The 3322-nt window shown below is 46.4% G+C and carries 3 protein-coding genes; all 3 read left to right on the forward strand.

What is annotated here, in order from left to right; all coding sequences use genetic code 11:
• A partial coding sequence (locus ACKI5G_RS10180) for an anaerobic glycerol-3-phosphate dehydrogenase subunit C (RefSeq protein ID WP_407400046.1) occupies window positions 1-1161 on the forward strand: 1161 nt, incomplete at its 5' end.
• Between the two features lie 171 nt (window positions 1162-1332).
• Window positions 1333-2832: a glycerol kinase GlpK gene (glpK, locus tag ACKI5G_RS10185; protein WP_407400048.1), complete on the forward strand. Its 1500-nt coding sequence runs from the start codon at window positions 1333-1335 to the stop codon at window positions 2830-2832.
• A 137-nt stretch (window positions 2833-2969) separates the two neighbouring features.
• The coding region (locus tag ACKI5G_RS10190) for an MIP/aquaporin family protein (protein WP_407400050.1) at window positions 2970-3322 on the forward strand (353 nt) is incomplete at its 3' end.

Raw genomic sequence — 3322 nt, forward strand, 5'->3', positions numbered from 1 at the left:
ATTTCAGTGTGCCCAGTTACCAAGGCTAATCCAGACTATAGAGGACCAAAACTCGTAGGTCCTGCCCATAACCGTATGCATTTCTCTGATCAGAGCGATTATGAGGATTCTTTAAAGTTATGTTCCAACTGTAAGAACTGCGATATTACTTGCCCTAACGGTGTATCTGTTGCAACTCTTAACATGCTGGAGCGCGGCAAGTATTACAAGGCTCATCCTGAAAAGCACACTCAGGCTGACCAGATGCTGAGCCACAACTTCCAGATGGCTGATATGCTTAAGAGCATTCCATTTGGTAGAAGTTGCGCAAACCTCGGTATGTCCATCGGTGAAGCTATGGGCATGATGGGTGCTATGGGTATTGCACCTCAGCGTAAGTCTCCAAGATTTGCTACCAAGTATTTCCGCGAGCTGTATAAAGAAATCAAGCAGCCTGAGGGCCTAACCAAGGAAGTTCTGTTCTTCCCTGGCTGCTTTATCGACGTAAATGATCCAGAGGTTGGCGTTGCTTTCGTTAAGGTTATGAACGCTAATGGCTACAAGGTATTGATGGATGATCGCTTCAAGTGCTGCGGTTCCCCATTGGTTGTAGGCGGCTATCTGGATGAGGCAAGAAGCCATGCAGACAACAATGTTGCAATTATCAATGAGTATGCTGCAAAGAATATTCCAGTAATTGCATGCTGCACTTCCTGCTCCTTGATGCTGAAGGCAGAGTACACTGAGCTCTTTGCTCAGGAGGAAATGGCTCAGGCTGCAAAGAACGTTTACGATGCATTTGAGTTCCTTACTATTCTTGCAGAGAAGGGCGAGCTGAAGAAGGTTCATGTTTCTTCCGACAAGAAGTTCATTTATCATGCACCATGTCATCTGCGTGCGCAGGGTATGGGCATGCCAGCTGTTGATCTCTTAAAGGAGATTGGAGTAAATATCGACAGTGCTGATGCAGGCTGCTGTGGTATGTCCGGTTCTTATGGTTTCCACAAGGAAAACTATGAGACTTCCATGAAGATTGGCTCCGAGCTGTTCGACAAGATTAATGCAAGTGGTGCTCATAAGGTTGTTTGCGATTGCGGTACTTGCCGTGAGCAGATTAAGCATGGCACCAATGCTAAGACAACTCATCCAATTCAGGTATTGGCAAAGGCTTACGAGCAGTAAGTCACTAAATTTGGTGAAAAGGTTTAGGCAGTTATTATTTAGGGAGATAATAATAGGGGATTCTTCTGAGTCCCCTTGCCGCCTGAATCATTTCATATATGGTTCATGAGGTTTGAGAGAGGCCTTATTGAATCCAGCAATAGTTTTATATTTTTAAGGGGGATTTTTAAAATGGCAAAGAAGTATGTAATGGCGTTAGACGCAGGTACTACTAGTAACAGAGCTATCATCTTTGATGAGAACTCCAAAATTGTAGGCGTTTCCCAGAAGGAATTCACTCAGATTTTCCCACAGCCAGGTTGGGTTGAGCATGATGCTGATGAAATCTGGAGCACAATGACTACTGTTATGAAGGAAGCTCTGGAAGAGAGTGGCCTGTCCGCTAGCGACATTTCTGCCATTGGTATCACTAATCAGCGTGAGACCACTGTTGTATGGGACAAGAATACTGGCCGTCCTGTATACAATGCAATCGTTTGGCAGTCCCGCCAGACTGCTGGTATTGCAGAAGATTTGAAGAAGCAGGGCCTGACTGAGGAATTCAAGAACAAGACTGGTTTGACCATTGATGCTTATTTCTCTGGCACCAAGATTACTTGGATTCTCGAGCATGTAGAGGGTACTCGTGCCCGTGCTGAAGCAGGCGACTTACTCTTCGGTACTATTGACACTTGGTTAATTTGGAAGTTAACTGGTGGCAAAGTACATGTTACTGACTATTCCAACGCTTCCCGTACTCTGATGTACAACATCAAAGAGCTGAAGTGGGATGAGCAGCTCCTGTCTTACCTCAAGGTTCCAGCTAAGATGCTGCCAGAGGTTAAGCCTTCCTCTTGCCGTTATGGCTTCACTGAGCCAAACATCCTTGGTGCTTCCGTACCTGTATCCGGTGCAGCAGGTGACCAGCAGTCCGCACTGTTCGGCCAGAACTGCTTCGAGCCTGGTATGGCTAAGAACACCTATGGTACTGGCTGCTTCATGCTCATGAACACTGGTACTGATATTTATGATTCCAAGAACGGCCTGGTTACTACCATCGCTTGGGGTCTTGATGGCAAGGTTGAGTATGCTCTTGAGGGCTCCATCTTCGTAGCAGGTTCCGCTATTCAGTGGCTCCGTGATGGCGTTCGCATGGTTGATTCCGCTCCAGATTCTGAGTGGGTTGCTAAGAAGGTTCGTGACACTGCTGGTGTATACCTCGTTCCTGCATTTGTAGGTCTTGGTGCTCCATATTGGGATCAGAATGCTCGTGGTATGATTATCGGTATTACCCGTGGTACTACCAAGGCTCATATCGTTCGTGCAACTCTTGAGTCCCTGGCTTATCAGACTAGGGATGTACTGGGTGCTATGGAAGCTGATTCCAACATTAAGTTGGCTTCCCTGAAGGTTGATGGTGGTGCTGTTGCCAACAACCTGATGATGCAGTTCCAGGCTGATATCCTTGGTGTTCCTGTTGATCGTCCTCAGATCATCGAGACTACTGCTCTTGGTGCAGCTTACCTCGCTGGTCTTGCTGAAGGCGTATGGGCAAACAAGGAAGACCTGAAGTCCGCTTGGAAGCTTGATGTTCGCTTCGAGCCTGTAATGGATAAGGCTGAGGCTGACAAGCTCTACAAGGGCTGGCAGAAGGCTGTTAAGCATTCCATGCATTGGCTGGATGAGGAGTAATATTTACTCCAAAGTTTCAGCTTAATTGCTGATTAAGTGTGGATTCATTATCTGGCACCGGCTCATAAGGGGTGCCGGTGTCAGATATGGATTATAGTATTCATTCATATTTATTTTAATGAAAGAGGGATGTAAAAATGGATAATTTGTTAGGCGAGTTCGTCGGTACTATGGTACTGATGGTATTTGGTTGCGGTGTTAATGCAAACATGACTTTGGCTAAGTGCTATGGTCGCGGTGGCGGCTGGATCTGCACAACTACTGGATGGTGTTTCGCAGTAGTAATGGGTGTTTATACTTCCGTTGCTCTCGGTGCTCCTCAGGCAGATATCAACCCTTCCGTTACTATCGCTAAGACTTTGGCTGGTGTTTATACTTGGGATCAGTTCGCTGCTACTTCCATCGTTCAGATTCTCGGTGGTATTCTCGGCGCAATCATTGTATACCTTGCATATCTCCCACATTGGGCAGAGACTGAAGGCAGCAAGTT

This window comes from Anaerovibrio sp., from assembly GCF_045637405.1.
Lineage (GTDB): Bacteria > Bacillota > Negativicutes > Selenomonadales > Selenomonadaceae > Anaerovibrio.